18 protein-coding genes, 1 tRNA gene and 1 rRNA gene are annotated in these 25,579 nt (G+C 40.0%); 6 read left to right on the top strand and 14 right to left on the bottom strand.

What is annotated here, in order from left to right:
* Nucleotides 1-257: 257 nt before the first annotated feature.
* Nucleotides 258-369, top strand: a 5S ribosomal RNA gene (rrf, locus tag QNI22_RS10435).
* Between the two features lie 195 nt (nt 370-564).
* On the opposite strand, the gene QNI22_RS10430 is transcribed toward rrf, so the two are convergent.
* The 3 genes from QNI22_RS10430 to QNI22_RS10420 form a co-directional block, all read right to left on the bottom strand.
* Entirely contained in the window at nt 565-1,422 is an 858-nt protein-coding gene (locus QNI22_RS10430) for a nucleoside phosphorylase (protein WP_314510572.1), read from the bottom strand.
* A gap of 90 nt (nt 1,423-1,512) precedes the next feature.
* A complete protein-coding gene (trhO, locus tag QNI22_RS10425; RefSeq protein ID WP_314510571.1) occupies nt 1,513-2,466 on the bottom strand; it encodes an oxygen-dependent tRNA uridine(34) hydroxylase TrhO in 954 nt (317 codons plus the stop codon).
* A gap of 244 nt (nt 2,467-2,710) precedes the next feature.
* Nucleotides 2,711-2,784 (bottom strand) — tRNA-Ile (locus tag QNI22_RS10420).
* A gap of 96 nt (nt 2,785-2,880) precedes the next feature.
* Here QNI22_RS10420 and QNI22_RS10415 point away from each other — a divergent pair.
* Together QNI22_RS10415 and QNI22_RS10410 are read left to right on the top strand one after the other, a co-directional pair.
* Nucleotides 2,881-3,513: an HAD family hydrolase gene (locus tag QNI22_RS10415; protein WP_314510570.1), complete on the top strand. Its 633-nt coding sequence runs from the start codon at nt 2,881-2,883 to the stop codon at nt 3,511-3,513.
* Nucleotides 3,514-3,531: 18 nt separating this feature from the next.
* Nucleotides 3,532-4,794, top strand: a complete 1,263-nt coding sequence (locus tag QNI22_RS10410; protein WP_314510569.1) for a site-2 protease family protein — start codon at nt 3,532-3,534, stop codon at nt 4,792-4,794.
* A 457-nt stretch (nt 4,795-5,251) separates the two neighbouring features.
* Here the strand turns inward: QNI22_RS10410 and QNI22_RS10405 are convergent, their stop codons facing one another.
* From QNI22_RS10405 to QNI22_RS10380, 6 genes are all read right to left on the bottom strand, one after another.
* Nucleotides 5,252-7,135 (bottom strand): T9SS type A sorting domain-containing protein, encoded by a 1,884-nt coding sequence (locus tag QNI22_RS10405; protein WP_314510568.1) that lies wholly within the window; start codon nt 7,133-7,135, stop codon nt 5,252-5,254.
* A 79-nt stretch (nt 7,136-7,214) separates the two neighbouring features.
* A complete protein-coding gene (locus QNI22_RS10400; RefSeq protein WP_314510567.1) occupies nt 7,215-8,129 on the bottom strand; it encodes a PASTA domain-containing protein in 915 nt (304 codons plus the stop codon).
* 17 nt (nt 8,130-8,146) lie between these two features.
* Nucleotides 8,147-8,929: a PASTA domain-containing protein gene (locus QNI22_RS10395; RefSeq protein ID WP_314510566.1), complete on the bottom strand. Its 783-nt coding sequence runs from the start codon at nt 8,927-8,929 to the stop codon at nt 8,147-8,149.
* A gap of 175 nt (nt 8,930-9,104) precedes the next feature.
* Nucleotides 9,105-9,959, bottom strand: coding sequence for a fumarylacetoacetate hydrolase family protein (locus tag QNI22_RS10390; RefSeq protein ID WP_314510565.1), 855 nt, complete (start codon nt 9,957-9,959; stop codon nt 9,105-9,107).
* Between the two features lie 71 nt (nt 9,960-10,030).
* Entirely contained in the window at nt 10,031-11,269 is a 1,239-nt protein-coding gene (locus tag QNI22_RS10385; protein ID WP_314510563.1) for a hypothetical protein, read from the bottom strand.
* A 72-nt stretch (nt 11,270-11,341) separates the two neighbouring features.
* Nucleotides 11,342-12,427, bottom strand: a complete 1,086-nt coding sequence (locus tag QNI22_RS10380) for a DUF3500 domain-containing protein (protein WP_314510561.1) — start codon at nt 12,425-12,427, stop codon at nt 11,342-11,344.
* 253 nt (nt 12,428-12,680) lie between these two features.
* Here QNI22_RS10380 and QNI22_RS10375 point away from each other — a divergent pair, with 253 nt between their 5' ends.
* Nucleotides 12,681-15,641: a glycosyltransferase family 117 protein gene (locus QNI22_RS10375; protein WP_314510560.1), complete on the top strand. Its 2,961-nt coding sequence runs from the start codon at nt 12,681-12,683 to the stop codon at nt 15,639-15,641.
* Between the two features lie 404 nt (nt 15,642-16,045).
* Here the strand turns inward: QNI22_RS10375 and QNI22_RS10370 are convergent, their stop codons facing one another.
* Nucleotides 16,046-18,298, bottom strand: coding sequence for a transferrin receptor-like dimerization domain-containing protein (locus QNI22_RS10370; protein WP_314510559.1), 2,253 nt, complete (start codon nt 18,296-18,298; stop codon nt 16,046-16,048).
* Nucleotides 18,299-18,636: 338 nt separating this feature from the next.
* On the opposite strand from QNI22_RS10370, the gene QNI22_RS10365 reads away from it, so the two are divergent.
* Nucleotides 18,637-20,049: a tetratricopeptide repeat protein gene (locus tag QNI22_RS10365; protein ID WP_314510558.1), complete on the top strand. Its 1,413-nt coding sequence runs from the start codon at nt 18,637-18,639 to the stop codon at nt 20,047-20,049.
* On the opposite strand, the gene yiaK is transcribed toward QNI22_RS10365, so the two are convergent.
* From yiaK to lspA, 3 genes are all read right to left on the bottom strand, one after another.
* A complete protein-coding gene (gene yiaK / locus QNI22_RS10360; protein ID WP_314510557.1) occupies nt 20,050-21,033 on the bottom strand; it encodes a 3-dehydro-L-gulonate 2-dehydrogenase in 984 nt (327 codons plus the stop codon).
* A gap of 108 nt (nt 21,034-21,141) precedes the next feature.
* Complete coding sequence (locus QNI22_RS10355; RefSeq protein WP_314510556.1) at nt 21,142-22,221, bottom strand: AI-2E family transporter; 1,080 nt, start codon at nt 22,219-22,221, stop codon at nt 21,142-21,144.
* Between the two features lie 135 nt (nt 22,222-22,356).
* Nucleotides 22,357-22,860 (bottom strand): signal peptidase II, encoded by a 504-nt coding sequence (lspA, locus tag QNI22_RS10350; protein WP_314510555.1) that lies wholly within the window; start codon nt 22,858-22,860, stop codon nt 22,357-22,359.
* A gap of 256 nt (nt 22,861-23,116) precedes the next feature.
* Here lspA and QNI22_RS10345 point away from each other — a divergent pair, with 256 nt between their 5' ends.
* Nucleotides 23,117-24,055, top strand: coding sequence for a YeiH family protein (locus QNI22_RS10345; protein WP_314510554.1), 939 nt, complete (start codon nt 23,117-23,119; stop codon nt 24,053-24,055).
* A 402-nt stretch (nt 24,056-24,457) separates the two neighbouring features.
* On the opposite strand, the gene rlmN is transcribed toward QNI22_RS10345, so the two are convergent.
* Complete coding sequence (rlmN, locus tag QNI22_RS10340) at nt 24,458-25,537, bottom strand: dual-specificity RNA methyltransferase RlmN (RefSeq protein WP_314510553.1); 1,080 nt, start codon at nt 25,535-25,537, stop codon at nt 24,458-24,460.
* Nucleotides 25,538-25,579: the final 42 nt, after the last annotated feature.

Genomic DNA, 25,579 nt, shown 5'->3' with positions numbered 1-25,579 from the left:
TTTTTCTTTTTGCTGATCATGCAAGTCAGATACTCAATCAGAAAAAATACTTTGTTATACTTAAACACTCGTTAATGAGTTTCTCTCTTTTCCACTTGTCAATTCTTTACTACAAAGAGTTTTACTCCACAGAGTGAAAGAACTTTACAATACTAGATTCCTAATCGAATCATCCAACATTGTCTCAAGACACATCAGTCGTAAGACACAAAGCATTGTCGCAAGACACAAAGCATTGTCGCAAGACACAAAGCATTGTTGGTGGTTATAGTGAAGGTGATCACCTCTTCCCATTCCGAACAGAGAAGTTAAGCCCTTTCACGCCCATGATACTGCCTTCACCGGTGGGAAAGTAGGTCGCCGCCACTTTACTATTATTAAGCCACTCTTAACGAGTGGCTTTTTTTGTTTAGCTACTTTTTGTTTATCTACCTCTCCAATATTTCTCTCTAATACCAACTCTTTTACACTCAGCTGCTAATTGATATAGGCTTGACTTTACTAAAAGGCAATAAAAAAGCGATCCTTTTTAAAGAATCGCTTACATCTATTATTTTCTTTTTTCTATAGTCGGGAGATAACTTTCTGAATAAGGTCATCTATTATTTTCTCTGGATTCTTGGCAAACTGATTATTAATCCGATTAGCCAAAATTGCATTTAAGGATAATACCTCGTGACCTAACATTCTTCCAAATGCATAGTATCCTGAGGTTTCCATCTCCATGTTGGTTAACCAGAAATTATTATGGTGGAAATAATTTAATTCCTGAAGAAACTTTGGGTTTGTACTGGGAATACGAAGTTGGCGGCCTTGAGGGGCATAAAATCCTGGTGCTGTCACTGTGTTACCTTCAATCATGTCGTGTGCAAATTGTTGTAGCAGTTCCTGCGAGCCACTGGCACAATAAGGCTCGAATCCTAATTGTAGCTTTTGTCGTAATAGCTTATTTATGGCTTGTTCTTCTGATGTCTGAGGAAACTGGTAAAAATACATCAACGAATCTAACCCTATTGCATTGACAGATGCTACCAAACTACCTACAGGTATATCTGCCTGTATACTGCCAGAGGTACCAATACGTATAATCTTTAATCTCCGTTGTTTATCTTTGATCTGACGGGTTTTCAGATCAATATTGACTAATGCATCCAACTCATTCATAACAATCTCTACATTGTCAGTTCCTATGCCTGTTGAGATCACTGTAACTCTTTTGTTATTACAGATCCCAGTCTGAGTAATAAACTCACGTTTATTCATCTCAAAATCTACCGAATCGAAGTATTGAGTAACCTTATGAACTCTACCCGGATCTCCCACTACGATAATAAGATCAGAGATATCTTCTGGAGAAAGGTTTAGGTGATAAACACTTCCATCAGGATTAAGAACCAATTCAGATTCGGCAAGAGATTTCATAAGGATGTATAGTATGGTTAAGTAAAACAAAAGATCAACCGAGGTTGTTTCGATTGATCTTTTAAAAAATGATAACTAGCTGGGACTACTTTATTTTAATACTTTGGCTCTTTGTAATCCTTTGTAAGGATTGTAGCCATTTGTTTGTTTCTGGTAATACCCGGTTCCATCATATGGACGTAGCTCAGGATGTGACTTACATTCTGCAGAGCATGCTCCTTCCATCTCCCATCCACATTTTTCACAGATAGGCACGTGATTATTACATTCAGGGTTCGCACAGTTTACCATACGGTCAGAATGGGTCCCACAAACGAAACAGTTTGAGATAACTACAGGATTGACTGTATTGACGTCTACGGCAATTCGGTTATCAAATACATAACATTTGCCTTCAAAGTCTTCTCCACCTGCTTCAAGGCCATATTTAATGATACCTCCATGCAGTTGATATACATTCTCAAATCCTTGTTCCAGCAAATACGCACTTGCTTTCTCACATTTAATACCACCCGTACAATATGTTACTATTTTCTTGTCCTTGTATTGTTCAATCTCATTAATCTTATCAGGGAAATCCCGAAAGTTTTCGATATCCAGTGTGACAGCATTTTTAAATTTACCCAATTTGTGCTCATAGTTTGAACGCACATCGAGAAGAACTACATCCGGATCATTTTTCAGCTTTCTAAATTCCTCAGGGTCTAAATGAATACCTGTCCGTTCACGAGGATTAATGTGATGCAGATCAGAATGGACGATTTCTGATTTGCTGCGTACATGAAGCTTGGTGAATCCTTGCGTGTCAGAATAATCGACTTTGAAGTCTATATCTGCAAAACGTGGATCTGACTTTACGATCTCCATGTATTTTTCACAATCTTCTACAAGACCTGAGACAGTGCCATTCAGTCCTTCATGGGCAATAATAATGCGTCCTAGCAGATTTAATTCAAGACAGAGTAAATGATGTTCCTCACGAAACTTTTCTACATCTTCAATGGAAGTGTAGCAATAATAAAGAAGAATACTGTATTTTTTCATGATGTATACGGCTTAGCTTCAGACTAAGTGTAAAAGGATAATAGGACAAAAATAATACAAATAAAAGGAATGTTTACCAATTGGATGTAAATAAATAAACAACCAGCTTTTTACACAATGACATAAATCATGTGTGGAAGATAACCAAAATCTAATAGAGGAAAGGACATAAGATATTGTGCAAATTGTATGCAAATAAAAAAGGGCTACGACTTTTTCAAATCGTAACCCTTTGATTCTTAAGTGGGCCAGCCTGGGCTCGAACCAGGGACCACCTGATTATGAGTCAGGTGCTCTAACCAACTGAGCTACAAGCCCGGACGAAACCGAAAAGATATTTTATTTTGGTTTCGGGGTGCAAATCTACATATTTGTATGACAAAGACAAATAACATTTAAAAAAAAGTAAAAAAAATGATTCAACATACTGCACCAAATCTGATCTTCGACATGGGAGGAGTGATTATTGATATTGATGTTCAACTGGCTATGGTAGCTTTTGCAAAACTGGTAGATTGTGATGCAGAGGAACTAAAGAGCCGTTTCTGGGGATCTGACTTCTTTCATGCTCACGAAACAGGACATTGTTCAGATGCTGAGTTCCGTAGTCATATATGTGCTTTGCTACAAAAAACATTTCCTGATACCGATCTTGACCAGGCATGGAATGCTTTGTTGCTGGAGATACCTGCAAAACGAATAGAGTTGTTGAAAGAACTACGCAAAACGCATAAATTATATTTGTTAAGCAATACCAATGCAATTCATGTAAAAGCCATAAACCAGTTGCTATTGGAACAATATGAATTAAATGGGATGGAAGATCTTTTTGATAAAGTATATTATTCTCATCAGATAGGAAAACGTAAGCCTGGCCAGGAAATTTATACACATGTATTAGCGGATGCCGGATTGAATGCACAGGATTGTATCTTTTTTGATGATTTACCTGCTAACTTGCAGGCCGCTGCTGAAACAGGAATACAAACGGTTCAGATTATTCCAGGCCACTTTACAATCAATGACTATTTTCAAGGTACTATTTGACATTTTTCTCTCTTTCCAATGATCAATCAACCTCCTAAGAATAACTATCTGCTTCATATATTTCTATTTGTAGTAACTTTATTCACAACCACACTGGCAGGTGCTGAGTGGATGACTGCCAAAACAATTTTTTATAATCTACCATGGAGTGAGATCTGGCAGGGATTACAGTATTCTATTCCTTTTCTGGGAATTTTGACTGTGCACGAATTTGGACATTATCTGACCTCCCGTTATTACAAAATCAGTGCATCTCTACCTTATTACATTCCTATGTACTTGCCTAGTTTGAGTATTGGTACAATGGGTGCATTTATTCGAATAAGGGAGATTCCACGAACTCGTCAACAGTTTTTCGATATAGGCATCGCCGGACCGTTGGCTGGATTTGTAGTGGCAGTAGGAGTACTCTGGTATGGATTTGCCAATCTGCCTGCCAAAGATGATATCTTTCGTATACATCCTGAATACAAACGTTATGGATTGACGTATGAAAAATATGTATACACAGAACAGTTTCTTCAGGAAGAGGATTCCTTAGCCTTTATAAAAAGCCAACAGGAGGGTGTTATTCCTAAAATGGATTCTGCCGGAAAGAAAATTACTTTTGTTGCAAGACCTGAGACTTATAAGGAGTGGCTGGCATCCAATATCTCACTGGGTGATAATCTCCTGATGCGTTTCTTTAAAAACTATGTTGCAGAAGATCCAAATCTCGTTCCCAATAAATACGAACTCTTTCATTACCCATTCCTCTTTGCCGGGTACCTGGCGTTATTCTTCACTGCACTCAATCTGATTCCTATAGGACAACTGGATGGTGGACATATCTTGTACGGGCTTATTGGGTATAAGAATCATCGGAAAGTGTCGCCAATTCTGTTTACCCTCTATATTTTTTATGGCGGGCTGGGAGTAATAGATCATACAGGAACGGTTAATTTTCTGGGAGAAGAGATGTCGCCCTGGTGGGGGATTCCTTTGTACTTGTTCTTCCTGTATCAGGTATTTGAACGGATGAACGAAGGCCGGTTTGAAGACACAGTATTGCTCAGCATTGGTGTACTTACAGCCCAATGGCTGGTAAACTACTATACAGGGCTTACAGGTTATCCGGGATGGTTTGTATTTGGATTTATATTAGGGCGAGTATTAGGTGTGTACCATCCACCTGCCTTGCAGGAAGAACCCTTGAGCATAGGGCGACAGGTGTTGGGATGGCTTACAATGGGTATTTTTGTAATCTGCTTTATTCCTGCTCCCTTCATATTCGGAGAGTAAAATATGAGTCATCCCGAATTTTGAAGGAAGAATGTCATTGAGAAAGTAATAAAAAATGCTACAAAGAGAGTAAAGACGACTTCAATCGTGTGTGGAAGTGTAGGTGCGTAGGGATAAAAATTCCGCGGGCCTAGCGTTAGTCCTGAGGGGCGAAGCTTTGGAATTTTTTGCCCTTTTTTGGTTACTTTTTTGGGCAAGCAAAAAAGTAACATGATAGGAAGAGTGATGATTAAGATAATAAATCAACATAGCAAGAGACAAGCAAAAAATGAAGAGGCCACAAGTAGAAGGATGATTGAGACAATAAACAAACTCAACTAAAGAGATATCTTAAAAATCAATCAGCGCGTATACTCTTTTCAAAAGCACAAGTGCTGATTTTGTAAAACAAACTCTTATCTAATATTCGGAATGACTCATGTTAAACAAAAGGACTGGCAGAGGCCAGTCCTTTTGTTTAATGTGCGATAATAACTTTCCGTTGTACCTGATAAGAATTAATCTGAAACGTTAGAATGTACATACCATTGGGAAGATCTGTAATGCTTAACTCATTGCTTGCACTTAGACTTCGGGTGGTTTGTTTTAATACCCTGCCCAACATATCCTGTACCTTTATCTGTTTTACCCCATTTTCATTCCAGTAGAGCTTATCGCTGGATGGATTAGGATACACCTTGAAGTTTCGTACATAGGGAGGAAGATTAGGTTCTGTACCTGTTACTGTACCTTTGCCTACAACAGGCCGAAGCATAATACTACCAGTCTCGGGCTCTGTATTATTTTGCCAGTTGGCTCCTCCTGCTATGTTGTAAAACTGCTCTGTATGTGAATCTGTATTTCTGTCATACCCTACAGCCAGAAGGTCATCAGTGGCCTGAATCCAGCCTATATAAATAGTATCTGATACACCGACAGGATACAGTACACTATCATCATCTGGATGGGTAAGCGTATAGGTATAAAACTTGTTGAGGGTATCCGGATACTGTATGGCAAAGGATTTCTGGTAGAGGATCGAACTGGTTTGTCCATCCAGTTTTTTCCAGATAGAAAGCCCAAAGGTTTGTCCGGTCAGATCGGTTTCTCCTACGCGTGCAAAATAGATTCTGACAGCTGTAATCGTATCAGGTTTATTCAAAATATAACGTACAGCTACACTGCCTTGTTGCTGTCGTACTCCTATACCATACTCAGCTGTTCCGTCATCGTAGGCATAGTAGTCTGATAAGATGGTGCTTCTGCCTATCGTATCATTGCGGAATACATCAATTCTTGGCGAAGGATTAGCATTTACCGCTTCAATCTGAAATTTGGATTGTAAAACTACTGGTGCACTGCCATTAATAGATATATTAGAAGGAAGAGTAACAGGCACAACAGCTCTGGTCCTTGAAGGGACCGATGGTAGATTAATTGATCCATCTACACGACTATTATAGTAATATAATTGAGTATTGGTTTGAGTATTAATAAGTGTATAGATAAACTCAAACAAACTAGCAGCCTCTCTTTGGTTATTAAATGTATAGGTGGTATCTACCAGTGCCATTTCTGTCTCTGGACTAGCCATAAACTGCTGTAATGGCATGGCTGAATATCGCTTTAAAAAGGATCTGGGCTGCTGAGTAACTGCCATATCTTTAATAGAACGAGGATCATAGGATGAATCGGCATCCAGAATAATATAATCCAGGTTCCAGACATCATACATACCTGTAGGACGACCATAGGCTATAAAGCGAAACTGAAAATCGCTATGAAGGAAACGAGTATTGGTAATGTTCAGTAAAGTATCCTTAAACCCTTGTTTAGTAGCTGATTTATCCGCCCATTGACTAATCCAGGCACCTGTGTTATCTTTAAACTGAAGTACCAGTGAATCTCCCGGATCTGGTGATTCTCCCAGACTTTGACCTGACCACCAGAAACTAAGTTTGACAGGATTAGGTGAGGTATTACTCAGATCAATAGGCTGAGAGGTAAGAATATCTGTGGTATCTGTAAGTGACTGGTTGGTAGAAGTAGGTGTAGTATAGGGTAAGCCATTGAACTGTAATCCATCAAATGTGGCTATACCTTTGGACGGTTGATCATCCGCATACGTATTGTTGATAACAACGCCATGATTCTCCCACTTAGCAGGGTCCGGCTGGCCAAAGTAGGTCGAAAAATCTTCAAAGAAAGGTAATCCCAATGCTTGGGTACGAGCCTGTGCTTTCTTTGTAATCGGATTGGGCGGGGTTTGTGTCAATGGGGCTACACGAAGCTGAGCCTGGCAGGTAATGACATAGAGAAAAGCAACCGCAACCAAAAAAATAGAGTGGAAATAATGTTTCATGCGAAAAATAGTTTCTTGACGTTTCTTAAAAAACGTCAAGAGGTTGTTTTTCAGTATCCTGATTGTTTTGATTCTATGATTATTGTACTGAATCTACAGGTGTTGGTATCGAGTCTACAGGTGCAGGCGCTACTTTTACAGGGCGTGGCTTAGGTGGGCTAAGCCATAAATTAATACGTTCACCTTTACGGATAGTACTTCCTCTCACATAGCCTGGTACCTGTTTGTTAATCGTTGCATTGGCCCCAAGTGTATCAGGTGTAATAGTTCCTTTTACCAGTCCAAGTCCCATAAGGATAGATTCTGCCTCACCCATAGTACGACCTATAAGGTTGGGTACTGCAAACGGTTTGTTGTCACCAAGGCTACCTAGTATAAGATCTACCTGAGTATGTTTTGCTATGCGGATTCCTGGTTCGACAGCCTTTCCGTTGATCTGCTGACCCAACACTGAATTAGGATGAAGGGAATCTGGCTGATAGATAACCTTACCCAGACTTAACTCAAAATTCTCCAGTGTTTCCTGCGCACTACGTAATGAAAAGTCTTTCAGATCTGGCATCTCTACCGTTGGAGGGTTCTGAGCTACAACAGTTATAAAGATTTTTCGGTCTTCTTTTACCTGAGAACCTGCTGCCGGATATTGGGTTATGACTGTAAGCGGAGGAAGCTTGGATACATAATCTGAATCCTGTACCTCGTAGCGAAGATCATGTTCTTCCAGAATATCAGCAATCTGATCCAGCTTCATTCCGGTAATTTTGGGAACTTCTACTATATCATTATGATTAGTACTGGAAGGCAGATAGATAAAGAAAAAAAACAATACCAATATAATTACCAATACTGCCATGATACCCAGATGTATTGCCAACTCTTTGGCAGATACAGAACGAGCTGGTTTTATGGCTGAGACAGCAGGTCTTGTTCCCGTTGGTTTGGGAGAAGAACTACCTTTGGAAAACCTGGAAATAATATCTTGAAGTAAGCTCAATGGTAATGAAGTATGTGTTACAAATTAGGTTCCTGTTGTTGATCCGGAGTAGTAGGAGGTGCATCTGAGGTAATCCAGATATCTATAATATCTCCTGTACGAATCGTTGTACCTGCAGCTGGATTTTGTTTTGTAATTGTACCAGGGGTACCTGGTGCCGGAAGCACACTTCCCAATATCAGACCTGACGCTGCAATTTCAAATTTAGCTTCCTCTTCTGTTTTACCAATTAAATCAGGTGCTGTAAACTCTTTGTTGTTAGCGCCATCTCCTGCTACTAAATTGATATGGGTTCCTTCAGGCACTTTCTGACCAGATGTTACGGATTGTTCCAGAACTACAGAGCCCAGATAAGGTTTTAGGGTAATAGAACCCATGATTAGTTTATAATTTTTTAATGTCATCTCTGCGCTTTTGAGTGACATATCTTTCAGATTGGGCATGGTTACCATTCGGGGATTCTTAGCCACTACTGTCAGATAGATTTTACGTCCTGCCTTTACTTTGGAATTTGCTTTGGGATATTGTTCTTTTACTGATAAAGGAGGCATATTGAGGTCAAAAGTAGAGTCCTGGACTTCGTACCGTAAATCCTTATCGTCCAGAAATTCTTCCAGTTCTTCCAGTTTCATTCCTCTCAGATCAGGAACTGTAATGCTTTCACCGTGATTGGTTGTCCAGGGGAGATATATGAAAAAGAAAATCAGTAAAATGATCAGTGACAACAACAGTACTATTCCTATCTGTATCCAAAGATCTCGTTTGTTGTTGGTTTTGATAATAAATTTTGTCTCTGCCATGAAAGGTGAATCTGATAATACGGATATTTTACGATTACAAAGATATTGTTTTTGACTAGGAATTATAATCTTCTTATCTGTATGGAATGGATTTAACGGAAAACAGGCGAAAAATAATACAAAATTATTTCACGCCTGTAAAACCGTATGCGTTCTATATTACTAAAAGTTTGTATCAGACAAAAGCTTTGGCTGTTTGTTTCGATGATCCCAATCCATCAATACCTAGTTCAACTACATCGCCAGGTTTCAGATAAATAGGAGGGTTAAAGCCCAATCCAACTCCGGCAGGAGTACCTGTAGAGATAACATCTCCCGGAAGAAGGGTCATAAACTGACTAATATAGCTTACTAAAAACGGAATTTTGAAAATAAGGTTGGAGGTATTTCCATCCTGAAATGTTTTTCCGTTGACTGTGAGCCATAAACGTAAGTTATGAACATCTGAGATTTCTTCTTTCGTAGCTAGGAATGGTCCCAGTGGAGCAAATGTATCACATCCTTTTCCTTTCATCCACTGACCACCTCGCTCAATCTGAAATTCTCTCTCACTGTAATCATTGTGAAGCACATACCCTGCTACGTAATCAAGTGCATTGGCTTCCTCTACATAGCTGGCCTTTTTCCCAATCACAACTCCCAATTCTACTTCCCAGTCAGTCTTTACACTATTTTTAGGAATTATCAGATCATCATTGGGACCGCACAGAGCTGTGGTCGATTTATAAAACAGAATAGGTTCTTCCGGAATTTTTGCTCCTGTCTCTTTTGCATGGTCAATGTAGTTTAACCCTACACATACAATTTTGCTTGGTCGGGCTATCGCTGAACCCAGGCGTACACCTGTTGGGATCTTTGGGGCTGTTGCCGCATTGGATGATGCCCAGGCTTTAAGTCTGGTTAATCCGTCTGTGGCAAAAAATTGTTCAGTATAATCTTCACCGAATCCAGATGCATCAATAGAAGTGCCGTCTGGTAGCAATAAGCCAGGTTTTTCCTGACCAATCTCTCCGAAACGAATAAGTTTCATAAATAGGAATTTAACAATTGAAACAATAGTGCTTGATGTCGCAACATGACTTGAAAGTGCAATGTTACATATTATTTTTGTTGAAATACCTGAAATTTTAGTAGAATCCAGCTACTCAACCCAATAAGCATACCATACCCAAACATAAGCCAGACTGTAGATGATGGTGCAAACTCAGGATACCATTCTACAAACTGTGTCCAGTATAAGCCTTGATCTGGAATAAACAAGTGCAGGTGCATGAGTGGTAATGAAAGTAGCAGGATGACAAATGAAAGTTTTGGGTTCGTATTCTTAAGCAAAACGAACAGATAGGTCATAATAAATGGATAGCCCAGGAACACAATACGTGTAAAGTCTCCACCTGCTAGTAAGCTAAGTCCCAGGTAGGTGACCGAAAAGAGGAATAGCAGATCTGTATGGAAATCTCTGAACAAGGGAAGTGAATACTTTCTTTGCCATACGGATTTCTGTATATAATGCCAGTTGCCATCTTTCCACCATTGCCATATCGCCAGCCATACTATACCTCCAAAAGCTACCCAAACACCTGTAAGCCAGCGAATAATTCTGAATGGATCAATCAGGCTTTGTTTGATGAAATAAAGTATTGTAATGACCGGATTTCCAGGTGTACTTGGTGGGAATGATTGTTCTATAACACACTTCAGGATCAGGCTGATAAAAAGGCTTCCTGCTATAATTGGTGTAGGGAAAGTTTTGGAATGAGTAGACTTGTTGTACAATATTCCATAAATTACCAAAACAATAAGCAAGGCAGGAAATGACTCTTTCTGAATGGTAGCCAGGGGAGCCAACCACCAGAGATGTATCCAGTTACGATTATAAAGTAATAACAAGAGTAAAGTCTGGAAAAAGTAGAGCGGTACATCCACTGTAATGGGGTCATACGCATTCAGACGAATCAAGCCTGTCCAGTGAAACAACAGCCAGAAAATACCCCATCTTATCAGATAAGGGCGGATAGTGATTTTTTGCCAATAGTATGTTAGTATACAAACAGATGACAGAGAAAAAATTAGATTAACAATCTGAAAAGCTATGACTGGTGTGGCTACAGGCAATAGGGATGCAAGCCAGGGAATTGCTATTCGTGAGTGAAAAGGGAAGGCAACTTCATAATTTTGGACCTTCCCTGTCAGATAGTAATAAATTTTTATATACTGATTACCATCCATCAAAGGTGCTTTAGTATAGGAAGCTATTGGCTGATGGAAATAATAGAATACAAATGTAGCAGATGTGATAAATAGAATAACCGGATAAATAAAACCTTTCTGTACTATCACTTCAATAGAAAATAGGTGAACGGCCAAATATAGTCAGAAATGATATTGTATCAGAGAAGGCTGTAAATTGCCTTATTTTGGAGTATGCTCTTTCTGGTAATGCTCCTTCAAAAAGTCTTCTCCAAAATCGTTCGTAAGGTCACGCACTGAGGTATGGATATGATTACCATTATTCTGTGTGTTGTCATACTCAATAAGAAGGGTAGGACCTTGAATACGATAATAATGTCCTGCTCCCCATTGCTGACTACCTGCCCAGGCAAAGCGAAGATTGTCTAATCCGGCAGTTTCAACTTTCTGCATTAGTTCATCTGCAAAGCCTATGTGGTATTTACGAACATAAATACCAATCAGTTGCATTAGCTGCTGTTGCTGAGGTTTCGTTAGTTCTTTGAATAAAATACCTTTGGTTTCATTGAGAATCGCTTTTCGACTGTTTCCTGTTACAATTTCAGGTAAAGCTGTTTCGGAGAATATGACTTGCTTCTTTTGTGACTCGGAGAGTGAGTGCAATAAGTCAAAGGCCAGTTGCACCTCTTCTTTTAGAATTTGTTTGCCTTTTTCAGCACCACTGGGCACAATACCTGGGTTAGAACCCATAAAAGTTGGAGTAGAGGAAATTAGTTTTCCATTGGCTGATAGAAAGTTCAGGGCTAGATGATGGCCTTCCAGTCGCCAGCCCCAGGTTTTTTGCAGATCAGGAGTTCCAAAAATGGAGATATAATATTTGCCAGGATCACGGTAATCATCCTGAGGACCCCGATTTTCCAGTTCTTTCAGAATAACTTCCAGCTGCATAATGGCAATCGCTTTTTGATAACCTTGTGCACTGAGAGTTGCTTTGAGAAGAGAGAGAGCTGCCTCTTTTTGTTTGGCAGACAATTCTTTCATAGGAAGGCCATTGCGTCTGGTAGGTACAAAATTCCAGTTGTATCGTTCCTCATCCTGAAAAGTAAAGGTGGTTTTCTCCACTTGTGCTGATTGTAAAGATTGCAGAAACGCCTGTGCTGAGGTGACAATCTCTTTGGATGAGGCTGTTTGTGCAATAGAAACGCTACACCCTGTCAGGATAAGAATTGAAAATAGTGCATATCTGAAGTAAAACATGAATGTAAAGGATAGGAAAGTGATAGAATAATCCAATCTAAAATACTTCATCACTTATTTGTATGGTAAGGTGCAAATAGCCTGCTTGTCAGCAGAAAGATACAGCATTTACAGATAATCCGGATAGAATGGGCTGTTTTTCTGTGATCAGGCGGTAAACCTCTGCGAAATTATGATAAGCGGTAAAAAAGGTAAGATGAAGTGATTACGAAAAGTAGAATACGTTCGTTTAAAAATCTATACTTACAAACTGATATAGCCTTTCTTCACTTTAAACCTTTCAAGCAAATCTACACATATACCTATGTACTCTTTCCGAAAAGTTAATAACCTGACAGGCTGGGTTGTTTTTGCAATAGCTGCGGTGACATATGTGCGCACAGTCGAACCAACAGTTTCTTTCTGGGACTGTGGAGAGTTTATCGCTGCTGCCCATAAACTGTTGATCGGACACCCACCCGGAGCACCTTTCTTTTTGTTGGTAGCCCATCTTTTTACAGATGCGCTGGCTTCTGATTCTTCACAGGTAGCTTACTGGATGAATGTGTTGTCTGCTTTAAGCAGTGCTTTTACGATTTTATTTTTATTCTGGACTATTACCTTGCTGGGCCGAAAACTTATCACAACCCCTGTGACAAACTATACTACTGGCCAAACCATTGGGTTGATGATGGCGGGAATGGTTGGCTCATTGGTCTACACTTTCTCCGATTCATTCTGGTTTTCTGCAGTAGAGTCAGAGGTATATGCTTTATCTTCCCTGTTTACAGCTTTTGTTGTATGGGCTATGCTGAAGTGGGAACTGATTGATGATTCTGCTGCCGCCAATCGTTGGTTGTTACTGATTGCGTATGTGATTGGTTTATCTATTGGTACACATTTGCTCAATTTAGTTACCTTACCTGCACTGGCATTAATTTTCTATTTCCGGAAATTTACACCCACTTGGAAAGGCGGAATACTCACCCTGATTATTTCGGGTATAGCCTTATTGTTTGTGATGAATGTAATGCGTACGGAATTGCCTGGAATAGCAGGGAAAATGGACATTTTCTTTGTAAATACTTTAGGGCTTCCATTTAATAGTGGAGCCATTGTGTTTACTATTTTGTGTGTCAGTGCTTTAGTATATGGTATCTGGTATTCTGTAAGAAAGCAGAAAGTAGTGCTGAATACTGTTTTGCTGGGTTTTACATTTATTCTTATTGGCTACTCTTCGTATGTAATGCTGGTAGTAAGAGCCAATTTTAATCCTACGTTTAATCTGAATAACCCCAAAGATCTTTCAGGCTTCATGTATTACATGAATATGGAACAGTATGGGGCTGCCCGTCCTTTGTTGTATGGACCTAACTTTACAGCGGGTGTGGTAGAGATAGAAAAAGGAAGTCCTATTTATATAAAGGGTGAGCACAAATATGAATCGTATAGTCAGCGTCTGGTCCCCAAATACGACCCTCGCAAGATGACACTTTTCCCTCGGTTGTATAGTGATGATGAAAGCCGTCGCCATCCTCAGTTATACCGGAATATAACAGGATTGCGTGAAGGTGAGAATCCGACACTGGCACATCAGTTTTCGTATTTCTTCAAGCAGCAGATTGGTTATTTCTATGTCCGGTATTTTCTCTGGAATTTTGTAGGACGTGATAGTGATGAGGTGGGAGCTGGCTGGCATACTACATTCCATGCCAAAGATACTTTACCTCCGGTTTTATCTGAAAATAAAGCGCATAACCGTTTTTATGGTCTACCGCTGTTTTTGGGACTAATTGGATTATTCTTTGTGATACAACGTAACCGTCAGGTTGGTGCATTTACAGGGCTGCTGTTTTTTATGACAGGCATTGCCCTGATTATTTACCTGAATCCACCTCCTGTAGAGCCACGTGAACGGGATTACATCTATGTAGGATCATTTTATGCATTTGCTATCTGGATCGGACTGGGGGTAATGGCCTTGTCTGAATGGATAAAGTCTATTGTAAAGCAGGAAGTTTTGAGACCTGTGTTGATCGGAAGTTTATGTCTGGCTGTACCTGTTCTGATGGTAAAAGAAAACTGGGATGATCATGATCGTACAGGCCGTTACATGGCACTTGATTCGGCTAAGAATATGTTGGAATCCTGCGCTCCCAATGCCATTCTCTTTACAACAGGTGACAATGATACCTATCCATTATTATATGCACAAGAGGTAGAAGGTATTCGTCCGGATGTACGGGTAGTGATTTCTCAGTTTATGGGAACTGACTGGTACATTGATTACCTAAAACAAAGCCTGGGGCGTACACCTGCTATGCCTATTTCTCTGGAAAAGAAGAACTATGTTTCGTATGTAAACAACCAGATCCTATTTTACGAAAATCCTACAGTGAAAGATGGGATTAATCTGAAAGAGTATATACGGCTGATTCGGGAAGACAACCCAGCACTGAAAGTGACATTGGATAGTGGTGAGACTATTAATACGCTTCCTACTCCTAAACTGTATTTGCCATTGGATAAAGAAGCTATTGCAAAATCTGGTCAGATACCAACTGCATTGACAAGTCTGCTATCTGATCAAATGTTGATAGAACTGCCTAAAAAACATATCTTTAAAGATGATCTGGTATTTCTGGATATCCTGGCACAAAATGACTGGAAGCGTCCGGTGTACTTTACTACTACACAACTACCTAACCAGTATAACTTGATGAAACATACTCAACTGGAAGGGGTAGTATGCCGATTGTTACCAGTAGAAGTGCCTCAGGCAGAAGATGGCTTTATGAATTCAGAGATAGCCTATAATAACCTGATGAATAAGTCTCAGTGGCGTGGACAAAATGATCCAAATGTATACCATGATGAAACATGTCGCGGAGAAAGACTGGTAGCAAGTCGATTAGCTTTCCTGACATTGGCACAACAACTAATGGCTGAAAACCAACCTAAAAAAGCTCGCGAGGTATTGATGCGTTCATTGGGAATAATGCCTAATGAGATTTTTCATGATGACCAGATCTGTTCGTTGTATGTGGCTCCTTTACTTCAGGTAGGAGAGAAGCAAAAAGCAGAACAACTGGCCAAACGCCTGACACATAACGCAGAACAGAATCTGGCTTATTATTGGGAGGAAAAGAGCAAAGATCAGCAGGCTATACGTACCAATCTGTATGTCCTTAATCAGGTGGCTGCTGCTTTCAAAGAAGCCAACCATCCTGATGCCACTCGTTATGAAGCTTTACTGGAAAAAGAGTTAAATGTCTGGCAGAACTAAATAAAGAGATATTTATAGTACTAATTGAATAGTGCTTTAATATAAATCATTCTAAAGTTTAAGGAAAAAAGCTACAAAGAGAGCGAATATACCTTTAAACGCGAATGGTTGTGTCTGTGCGCAGGCAATCTTTCTGCCGCGAGGAAAGCCCCGGCTTTGTGGGTTGGAGGTTCGGCAGAAAGTGCCCTTTTTTGCTCACGCACAAATCTGGCTCACCAAATTCTCATTTGGTGCCCTGTTTTTTGGGCAAGCAAAAAATGAAGGAGCCACAAGAAGAGTGAAGTAAGGAACAATAATAAAACTCTGGAAGAGAGCTTTCTGAAAAATAAACCCAAGCCTATTTTCAAAAACATAGGCTTGGGTTTTCCTTTCATCCAAATTTCGGGATGACTCATATATGTCTATTACTTACCACCACTTACACCAGCAGGATTCACTTGAGAGGAGACCGCATTAATAGCCTCTGTATAAGCCTGAATGGATTTAGCTGCAATTTCAATCTGTTCCTGTGCTTCTTCCCAGTTGCGTTGTTCAATCGCTTCTCGTACACCTGGAAGTGTCTTTACACCATATCCGGTATAGAAACCAGGAGCATAAATTGTATGTTTATACCAGGGACGGCGAGGTAAGCCTTTGTCTGATAATAATTTCTGTTCTGCGCGATACAACGAGGGATTTAGCTGAGTCCAGTTGGTACCTGCTTTGATACTAGCAGCTTGTACATCACTGTATTGGCTGGCTGCTTTTTCCAACCCAGCCACTGCATTCTGAAGACTGGCAAAATTCAGATAAGGTACTACCGACTTAGCTGTGGGAGGAATGTACTTTTCTGTTGGATCAGCAGCATATACATAGCGTTTCTCTGTGATCAACTGATTCTCAACATCTGTTGACTCCCGCAATGTTTCCAGCAATGTAGTCACCTCTCCCAGATAGGTATTTACTGTTTTATGGAAGGATTTAAAATCAAAAGGAAGAATGTCTGCATTGGCAAGTCGTAGTGTAGCCCTGCCACCCGCTTTAACAAGGGCGATGCCATAGTCAAACTTTGGATCTTTAAATCGTTTGTACATATCATACGAATCATAGATAGAATGATAGTCACCACTTTCGCTTTCCCCTCCAAAACCAAGGTTAAGTGACGGAATACCCAAATGTTGAATAAAAGGTGTATAGTCCGAACCTGATCCTAGTGCGCCTATGGTTAAGTTCTTTTTGGCTAACAGCTCTTTTTTGTTTTTTGTAGTAGCTGCGTGAGTAAGTTGAAGTGATTTGCTGCGTTCCAGAATACTGATTCCTGTTTGAGGATCTGTAACATCACGGGCAATTTCACTGACAAGCGTTTCCAGTGAATGTGATCCACCAGCAAACAGAAAGCCTCTGCCATTGCCATCTGAGTTGATATAGGCTACCGCTTTTTGCTGAAGCTCTGCTGCATGATGCTCTGCCCATTCAGTAGAACCAATTAGTGAGGGTTCTTCACCATCCCAGGCACAGTATACCAGTGTTCTTTTGGACTTCCAGCCAGCCTTTACCAGTTCGCCTACAGCCCGGGCTTCTTCAAGTACGGCTACCATGCCACTGATTGGGTCGTCTGCTCCATTCACCCACGCATCATGGTGATTACCTCTGATCACCCATTGATCAGGAAATTCGCTGCCTTTCAATTTCGCAATCACATTGTAGCAAGGAACAAGTTTCCAGTCGAACGAAAGTTTTAGATGTACTTTGGCAGGACCTGGACCTATATGATAGGTAATAGGCAATGCACCTCTCCATTTTTCAGGGGCTACAGGACCTGTTAAAGCTGCCAGCAACGGTTGGGCATCCCCATAGGAAATAGGGAGAACAGGGATCTTAAGCAGATTGGCTGCTTCGTTGCGATCAATTCGTTTGGCATCCGGAGTAGCGCCATACCCAGGAGTCAGAGGATCTCCCGGATAGATAGGCATATCTTCTACAGAACCCCGTTGTGCTCCTGCTGCACTACGGAATGGTCCTTTAGGATATACATCACCCTGAAAATAACCATCTTCTTTTGGATCAGAATAAATGATACATCCGATAGCTCCATGCTCCTGAGCAACTTTAGGTTTGATACCACGCCAGGAGCCTCCATATTTGGCAATAACAATTTTTCCTTTTACATCTATTCCCAGTCGTTCAAGTTGTTCATAGTCATCTGGTACACCATAGTTCACAAATACCAGTTCGGCCGTTACTTCACCATCCGGTGACCAGCAGTTGTATACAGGTAGCTGCTCGCTGGTTTGACTGGAAGTAGCATCCTCTTTCAAGGCAGGTTCAGATAGTTTGGCCTTGAATTTTTGCGGAGACGTCATTTCCAGTACCCGAATCTTGGGCGTTGGAAATAAGACCTGATAAGTTTCGATCTCAGCATCAAATCCCCAGCTTTTAAATAGGTCACGCATAAATTCTGCGTTTGCTTTTCCGTAAGCAGACCCCAGATGATGTGGACGGCCTGCCAGTCTTTTCATCCAGCTATCCAGATTAGATGCTTTAAGATAGCCGTCAAATTGTTCCTCCCATTTTAATTCTGCCGAGGCAGATTGTGGTGTGTAACCATAAATGCTTTTGCTTTGTGCAAATGACAGCATTGGGCCTAAAAGCAGGCAAAACAGATAAATCTTCTTCATATACATTGGATAAGGTTTGATTGTGGTAGGGAAGGAAGCAAAATAGAGAAAAATATACGGAAGCCCAACGTTTTGGAACAGGATTCTTTCTTCCTACTAACTAAAGTCTAGTTATTTAATAGAGTAAGCTAATTAACTGAAAACGAGTTTCTGATATGAGATAGTAAAATGTCTCTATACGGGCGTGTTTGAAAAAAATGGACGTTTCTTGTTAATATGGAAAATTAGTCCCTTTTTACCATTTAGTTTTTTGTATTCTGGCAACTACGGTTAAGAAAAATAGGTAATAGTAGCAAAATTCCTCTGATATCCTCAGAATGAATCCTGATATCGGGAAGATGAAGAAACTCTTTTTATACATAGTATGGCTTTTTGGTATTCTGCCTCTTATGGCACAGACTCGCCATGCTGCAAGTGCTCCTCAAAAGAAAATAGATAGTCTCAGAAGTGTCCTGGAAACTAGTAGAGCAGGTGATACAACCTATATCAAAGTGTTAAACAATATAGGTAAAGTCTATCTGAGTTTTGATGATGCAAAAGCCATGGAATATAGCCAGCAGGCATTGCTTATGTCTGAAGTGAATCAATACCCCAGAGGTAGTATGGTGAGCAATATGAATATTGGCCGTATACTGGAAAAACAACGTATGTTTGATAAGAGTATTGCTTGTTATCAGAAAGCAGCCAATCTCGCTCAGAAACTTAGTTATTTTAAAGAGTATGCCTATGCACTTCATAGTATGGGGGGCATTTACTTTAACAAAAAGGAATACCCTCAGGCTTTACATGCCTATCAGCAAGCTTTAGAAGTAAGTGAATCACTACATGATACAGAGGAGATAATACGGTTGCTTAACAACATAGGTTATTCTTATGTGTTGATCAATGAATCAGACAATGCACTTATCTATTTGGAAAAGGCGCTGGCAGAGAAAGAAAGGCTGAATAAAACAGAGTTGTTTCCTACAACACTCAATAATATCGCCATTTGTTATCAGAGAAAGAAAGAATACCACAAAGCAATAGCCCTTTCTTTACGAAGTTTGCAGATTGCCCAACAATACAAACAATGGATTCGAATCAAGGAAGCTTCTCTGACTCTTTCTGAATTATATGCGGCAATTGATGATTATAAGCAGGCTTTTTATTATCGTAGTTTGCAGGTAGAGGCCACTGATACTTTATTTTCAGATAACCAAACACAAACTATTGCCGACATTTCAACCCGATATGAGGTAGCACAAAAAGAAGAGCACATTGCACATTTAACTAAGGAACGTCATCTGCAACTTACCATTTTTGGGTTAATCAGCATCTTGCTTGCTTCGTTAGCTATTTTGTTTTATTATCAGAAACAACGACATCAGCGATTGATCCAATTGCTAGGCAAGAGAAATGAGGAGATTGAAGAGCAGAAGAAAGAGCTTAAACTGTTGAACGATACTCTTTATTCTGTAAATCAGAACCTGGAAGAACTGGTCATTCGCAGAACGCAGGATTTACAAAAACAGAATGAACAACTTCGGGAATATGCTTTTATCAATTCCCATAAATTGCGGTTGTATGTGAGTCGTCTTCAGGGCTTGCTGAATATTATGCCTTTCGAAGATGACTCAACCGGTTTTAATCAATTGATTGACCATCTGGTAACATCTACTGAAGAGTTGGATAAGCTGACTCGTGAAATATCCAGACTTTTAGAAGAAAAAGGCGGATTTGACCGCCATGATTTATCTGATGTAAAAGAGTAGTTACATGTTCTGTAGTTTCTCCCACATTTCTTCATTAACCAGTACCCCCTCCCGTTCACTTTGTATTCTTGTTTTCAGTGTATTTTCGCCCGGATAGGCAATTGGTTTTGTTGGGTCTGCGGGTGTACTACTTTTGACATATTTCAGGACTTCTTCTATAAGGCTCGCATGCAAATCCGGACGATGAATGGCAATAAAACATTGAGATACACCAAACTCTTTTCCATCTGCTGTAATTTTTGCGGTAGATCGTCCACCACTCAATGCTACCAGCAAAATGTCTAATATCATCGCCAGTCCACTTCCTTTCCAGAACCCAATCGGCAGACCCCGTTTGTTTTTGCGTATAACAGCCGGATCATAACTTAGTTTACCCTCATCATCATAGCCGCCCGGAAACGGAAGTTGCTTATTGTCCAGCTGATATTCTTGCATCTTGCCATACGAAAACTGAGACATCGCCATATCCAGTACAATATGACCTTCTTCACGAGGTACCGCAATAACCAATGGATTATTACCCAATGTCGGTTCAATGCCACCCCAGGCAGCCATACTAGCCAATGCATTGGTAAAGCAAATTCCAACACATCCGGCATCTGCTGCCTGCCATCCATACGTACCCCCACGCATCCAGTGGCTGGTATTTTGTAAAGCTACACAACCAATACCATATTCCTTAGCAAGTGCAATAGCCCTATCCATTGCCATTGAGGCATTGTACATACCTGGTGCCCGATGACCATTCCAGGTTTCCGTTACGCCAAATTGTTGAATCCTTTCTGGTTCTGCACTGGGGTTTACCAGACCTTCTTTCACAAATTCCACAAATGTGGGAAACCGGTTTAGTCCGTGAGAATACACGCCATCACGGCTGTTGGAAGCAAAGATATGTGCACAGAAAGCTGCTCGTTCTTCTGGAAAGTCTAGTTTGAGTAATACTCTTTTAAACTCTTTTTCCAGTTGGGTGAAAGGAATGCGCATGAATTGTGGGTTGAAGTGATAAGTCTGTAATCAGCAATACAAATAAACGATGATCTTTTAAAAACTCAAGTTTACTGTAAACTTATACATGACAATTATATGGGATGTCTAACGTTTTCGCTTCCAGAGTTGTCCTTTGTGTCTATTCGGAATGTCATCTCCCAGCAATTTACCCCAAGGCTTGAGATCTGGAATCCGGTCAAAAATGATTTTGAGAATCGCCACCAGAGGAATAGAAAGAAACATACCGGACACTCCCCATACTGCTCCACCTAACAAAACGACAATGATTGAAACTAGTGCATTAATTTCTACTTTGGAGGATACAATACGTGGAACCAGAATGTTATTGTCAATAAATTGAATCAATGCATAAGCTGCCAGTATACCCAGCTGGGTAGTATACCCATCTTTAGTTACAGTAGCCATCAGAACTGGCAACGCAATGGCAATAATACCACCGATGTATGGAATCAGATTGAGTATTGCACCTATTACACCTAGTAAAATAGCATAGTCGACACCTAACAGGAGCAGGGCAACGGAGTTCATGACAGCTACTATAACCATCTCCAGCATAAGGCCAACCATATAGCTTTGTATGGCTGTTTTGGTCTGATTCAGAATCTCTCCTACATGGTTGGAGTTTTCTTCTGCAAATACCTCATAAATAAAATTCAAGATCAGAGACTTGTAGTAGAGAAGCAGAAATACATACACAGGAATCAGAAAAAATATACCCAGCATACCGATTGCTGTTCCCAATGTATGTCCAACCATAGCAGTTCCACCCTCTACACCTTTGTTCAGGTATTCGGCCTGTTTTTTTGCAGAGATATTAAACCGTTCCTGTAGCCAGTGTTGAGATTCTGTAATGATCTGCATTAGTTTTTGTTTCAGCATAGGGAAGGTATCACTGAAGAGAGAGAGTTGAGTACCCAAAAAGAACAGAATACCTCCCAACACCAGTATGGCAAGGAGTAAAGTCAGGGTAATGGCTACAACAGGTGGTGTTTTCCATCGGCGAAACCGGATATATACCGGATTGAGCAAAATAGATATAACCACAGCAAATGCCAGTGGAATAAGTATATCCCGAATAGTAAACAGGATATAGGAAAAAAGGATGATTCCGAAAAGGATAACTGTCGTCTTCAGATAGAAGGGATATTCTTTAGTAGCTGGCATTTGAGTAGTGAGAATAGATTATGCTACCAGAATATGTAAAAAAAATATGCCTATAGGAAAAAAGTAAAATACATTTATTCCTATAGTTGTATGAATATAGGAGTGAGTATATAACAGTAAAGAAAATTGCTTTGATTAATTCTCCTGTGGGATCTCTGATTTTCGGAAGTATTGCAATAACAACAAACCAAACCCAATCATAATGGATACATCTGCCATGTTGAAGATACCTGTTTCAAACCAACCCAACTGAATATGCAGAAAGTCAGTGACAGAACCGTACTTGATACGATCAAATACATTGCCTATGCCACCACCAATGATAAAACAAAGACCGATTAAGGTACTGGTCTTAAGAGATTGATTAAAAAAAGCATAGCTTAAAGCTCCCGCCAGAACCAATGCCGGTACTAGTGATAGCAATACATTGCGGATGGGTTCGGGTAATGTACCACCTGCACTTAGAAATGCTCCTGTATTTTCAACTTTAGTAAGAATCAGATTATCATCGATCAGTTCAATATGTTCATACGCATCAATATTCTTTCTCACAATGGATTTGGAAACCTGATCACAGCCAACATTAATCACTACCAGCAATACAATGATGCAAATGCGCAAAAATTTGTTTGTTTTCATTCGAAGTTAATACTTTTCTCTCTGTACGGATTCTGAGCCTATAAATATATGTATTATAACGAGGTTTCCCTATCAATTTGTTTTATTGCGTCAACATAATTTATTCTACAGCTCTAAAAGAGTATGCCTTGCTGACAAGAAAGATTGATGATATAACGTTTTGCCATAACCAAAAGTAATAGTGGATAAGACATTGTGATTGGCCGGACGTCAGGTAATAAACTAGGTTTGTACAACAAATCAAGTCTATTACAATATGATTAGTCATCTTTTTGATCCTTATCGCAAGTTTCTGTTTTTTGTTCTTTTTGGATGTTGTCTATTACCTGTAGTCACCCCTCCGGTTGCTTTGTGTACAGGGTTTCTGTTAACTCATTTCTTTGGAAATCCTTTTGCTCGTTATACTCATTCCTGGTCACAGAGCTTGCTTAAACTCTCAGTTGTGGGACTGGGCTTAGGAGTAAATGTGTCTTCTGTTATTGAAAATACCCATGAAGGCTTGGGACTAACCCTATTCTCTATAATCTTGACACTTGTGCTGGGATTAGTACTTGGAACAGCTTTGCATCTGACCCGTAAGACATCCCATCTGGTTGCTTCAGGTACTGCTATCTGTGGTGGGAGTGCGATTGCAGCTATTGCACCTGTGGTCAATGCATCCGAGAGAGAAGTTTCAGTTGCTTTGGGTACTGTCTTTCTGCTTAATGCAGTAGCATTGGTGTTATTCCCGATAGTTGGTCATACGTTACATATGTCACAACACCAGTTTGGTTTATGGGCAGCTATTGCCATTCATGATACCAGTTCAGTGGTAGGTGCAGCCAGTAACTTCGGAACAGAAGCCTTACAGGTTGCCACAACTGTAAAACTAGCCAGAGCTTTGTGGATTGTACCTGTTGCCCTGATTAGTAGCTTGGTATTTCACAATAAAGAAAAGAAGATTACAATACCTTGGTTTATTGGAGGGTTTATAGGAATGATGTTACTAAATAGTTATTTGCCTCAAATACATTCATATAGTCATACTATAACCTCAACTGCCAAAGCTGGTTTAACTGCCGCCTTATTTCTGATTGGAGCAGGAATATCCTTACAGGATATGAAACAAATTGGTTGGAAGCCACTGACGCTAGGTATAATTCTATGGCTGGTAATCTCAGTTATATCTCTTTGGGTTATTCTAAGTGGAGGATAAAGTAGCTTATGCTTCTTTCAGGTGTTTTCCTCCCTTTGCTGTCCTTCTGAAAGAAACTTTTGACAAATAGAGCCATGCTTGTTTAGAAAAGAAAACACTCCAAAAGTAAAGGCCGCTAACCTTGCCACAAGATTCTTCCAGAAGGACAGAGGAGTGTTTCTTTCAATGAAGGTATTTCCGGGTATTTTCTTAAGTTGACAGCACCTAAAGTTCTTTGTGTTATTCTATTCCAAAGAGTATTAGGTGTCCTTTTATGCACTTTTTCTGACAAGCAAAACAATGCGAGGTCACAAGAAGAATAATGTTCTGGGCTATAAACTTATAACAGAAGATGGAAGAAGTAATCAAAAGCCATTAAAAGAAAAGGATAATAAACAAACACATTACAATCTGGATTATCGACTAAGCTACCTGCTTATCCTTCCCTGCTAATTGACCACAGGCCGCATCAATGTCTTTGCCACGACTCCGACGAATATTAACCACTACACCTTTATCTTCTAAGAACTTACCAAACTGAGCAATCTTATCACCTTCCGCATTCACATAGTTAGCTTCTGCAATAGGGTTATATTCAATGATATTTACCTTGCAAGGGGTGTGTTTGGTAAATTCGTATAATTCTCTGGCGTCCTGAAGTGAATCATTGAAGTTATGGAATACAATGTATTCATAGGTTACGCGGGTTCCCGTCTTTTTATAAAAGTACATCAGGGCTTCTTTTAGTGCCTCCAGTGTATTACTTTCATTGATAGGCATAATCTGGTCGCGCTTGACATCATTGGCTGCATGTAGTGACAATGCCAGACGGAATTTTACTTCGTCATCGCCCAGTTTCTTAATCATTTTCGCAATACCTGCTGTGGAAACAGTGATGCGCTTGGGTGACATGTTTAATCCATCCGGAGATGTGATTCTTTCAATAGATTCCATCACATTGGCATAATTGAGCAGCGGTTCACCCATACCCATATACACAATATTGGTCAGTGGAGTCTGGTAATGTTCTTCTGCCTGATTGCGTATGGCTACTACCTGATCATAAATTTCCGCTGCATCCAGATTTCGTTTGCGATCCATATAGCCAGTAGCGCAAAACTTGCAGGTCAGTGAACAACCCACCTGGCTGGACACACAGGCTGTCATACGATCATCTGCTGGGATCAGTACCCCTTCAACCAGATGACTATCATACAGGCGAAATGCTGATTTGATAGTCTGATCACTGCTAACCTGTTTTTTATCAACAGAAATAGAATTGATTACAAAATGCTCATTAAGCAAATTGCGCAAGGGTACAGACAAGTTTGTCATCTGATCAAAACGGGTAGCAGACTTCTTCCATAGCCATTCATAAATTTGTTTGGCACGAAATCCCTGCTCTCCCTGAGAAGTCAGAAAAGTTTTAATGTCTGACAAGGCCAGTTTCCGAATATCTTTTTTCACAACCTGTACCACAGGCTTTGCTGTTTCTATTTCCATACTTGCAAAATTACACCAAGATTTGCAGGAAGTAAATTCTTT

It is taken from the genome of Xanthocytophaga agilis (assembly GCF_030068605.1).
GTDB lineage: Bacteria > Bacteroidota > Bacteroidia > Cytophagales > 172606-1 > Xanthocytophaga > Xanthocytophaga agilis.
This window is presented reverse-complemented; position numbering and strand designations above follow the sequence as displayed.

Coding starts and splice junctions, on each gene's coding strand:
- QNI22_RS10430 (WP_314510572.1), bottom strand. CDS start 1,422: ATGAAATCTCTTGCCGAATCTGAATTGGTTCTTAATCCTGATGGAAGT.
- rlmN (WP_314510553.1), bottom strand. CDS start 25,537: ATGGAAATAGAAACAGCAAAGCCTGTGGTACAGGTTGTGAAAAAAGAT.
- QNI22_RS10355 (WP_314510556.1), bottom strand. CDS start 22,221: ATGCCAGCTACTAAAGAATATCCCTTCTATCTGAAGACGACAGTTATC.
- QNI22_RS10415 (WP_314510570.1), top strand. CDS start 2,881: ATGATTCAACATACTGCACCAAATCTGATCTTCGACATGGGAGGAGTG.
- yiaK (WP_314510557.1), bottom strand. CDS start 21,033: ATGCGCATTCCTTTCACCCAACTGGAAAAAGAGTTTAAAAGAGTATTA.
- QNI22_RS10395 (WP_314510566.1), bottom strand. CDS start 8,929: ATGGCAGAGACAAAATTTATTATCAAAACCAACAACAAACGAGATCTT.
- QNI22_RS10375 (WP_314510560.1), top strand. CDS start 12,681: ATGTACTCTTTCCGAAAAGTTAATAACCTGACAGGCTGGGTTGTTTTT.
- QNI22_RS10410 (WP_314510569.1), top strand. CDS start 3,532: ATGATCAATCAACCTCCTAAGAATAACTATCTGCTTCATATATTTCTA.
- QNI22_RS10345 (WP_314510554.1), top strand. CDS start 23,117: ATGATTAGTCATCTTTTTGATCCTTATCGCAAGTTTCTGTTTTTTGTT.
- QNI22_RS10365 (WP_314510558.1), top strand. CDS start 18,637: ATGAAGAAACTCTTTTTATACATAGTATGGCTTTTTGGTATTCTGCCT.
- lspA (WP_314510555.1), bottom strand. CDS start 22,860: ATGAAAACAAACAAATTTTTGCGCATTTGCATCATTGTATTGCTGGTA.
- QNI22_RS10370 (WP_314510559.1), bottom strand. CDS start 18,298: ATGAAGAAGATTTATCTGTTTTGCCTGCTTTTAGGCCCAATGCTGTCA.
- trhO (WP_314510571.1), bottom strand. CDS start 2,466: ATGAAAAAATACAGTATTCTTCTTTATTATTGCTACACTTCCATTGAA.
- QNI22_RS10405 (WP_314510568.1), bottom strand. CDS start 7,135: ATGAAACATTATTTCCACTCTATTTTTTTGGTTGCGGTTGCTTTTCTC.
- QNI22_RS10390 (WP_314510565.1), bottom strand. CDS start 9,959: ATGAAACTTATTCGTTTCGGAGAGATTGGTCAGGAAAAACCTGGCTTA.
- QNI22_RS10380 (WP_314510561.1), bottom strand. CDS start 12,427: ATGAAGTATTTTAGATTGGATTATTCTATCACTTTCCTATCCTTTACA.